Raw genomic sequence first — 599 nt, forward strand, 5'->3', positions numbered from 1 at the left:
ATCAGTAACTTCTCGACAACCAAAAGTTCTACGAACTCTTTCGGTGCGAAAGCCGTTGTCGGTTGGAATGTTCTGACTGCCGTTGTCGGAACGGACAAGTCAACCACTAAGACAAAGACCACTCAGTATTTCAGCGACATCAACGGTGACGGACTTGTTGACCTCGTTTCCAATGGCAAGGTATATTTCAACCATTTGGAGTTTGATCAGTCTGGCAATGCCGTGCCTACGTTTACATTGAGCAGTGCCGACACGCCAAGCCCAATCATCTATGGTGGCAAGGTTGACATTTCTGTCATGGAGGTCAGTAAGGATGAGCAGGCGGAAGCCATCAAGAACTCACCGATGGAGGATATTGTGCGTGTATGGCAGGCTCCTAAGGACGGAACTGTCAGCGTAACTGGTCAAGTAAGCCTCATTGCACCAACAGATGACTATGATGCTGACGAGTATCAGAAGGCAGACGGCGTAAGAATTGCCATCCAAAAGGGAGGCAATGAACTTTGGAACAAGACGATAGCCAAGGGTGACAACAGTCCATACAGCGCAGCCGTATCATCTGTTGCCGTCAAGCGTGGTGACAGAATCTATTTCCGTGT

1 protein-coding gene is annotated in these 599 nt (G+C 48.7%); it reads left to right on the forward strand.

The genetic code is table 11. From position 1 onward, the window contains the following. Nucleotides 1–599 (forward strand): hypothetical protein (locus DXD25_RS16880; RefSeq protein ID WP_158556371.1); only part of this gene is annotated, 599 nt, incomplete at both ends.

Source organism: Prevotella sp. TF12-30 (genome assembly GCF_003436715.1).
In the GTDB taxonomy this organism is placed as follows: Bacteria; Bacteroidota; Bacteroidia; order Bacteroidales; family Bacteroidaceae; genus Prevotella; species Prevotella copri_A.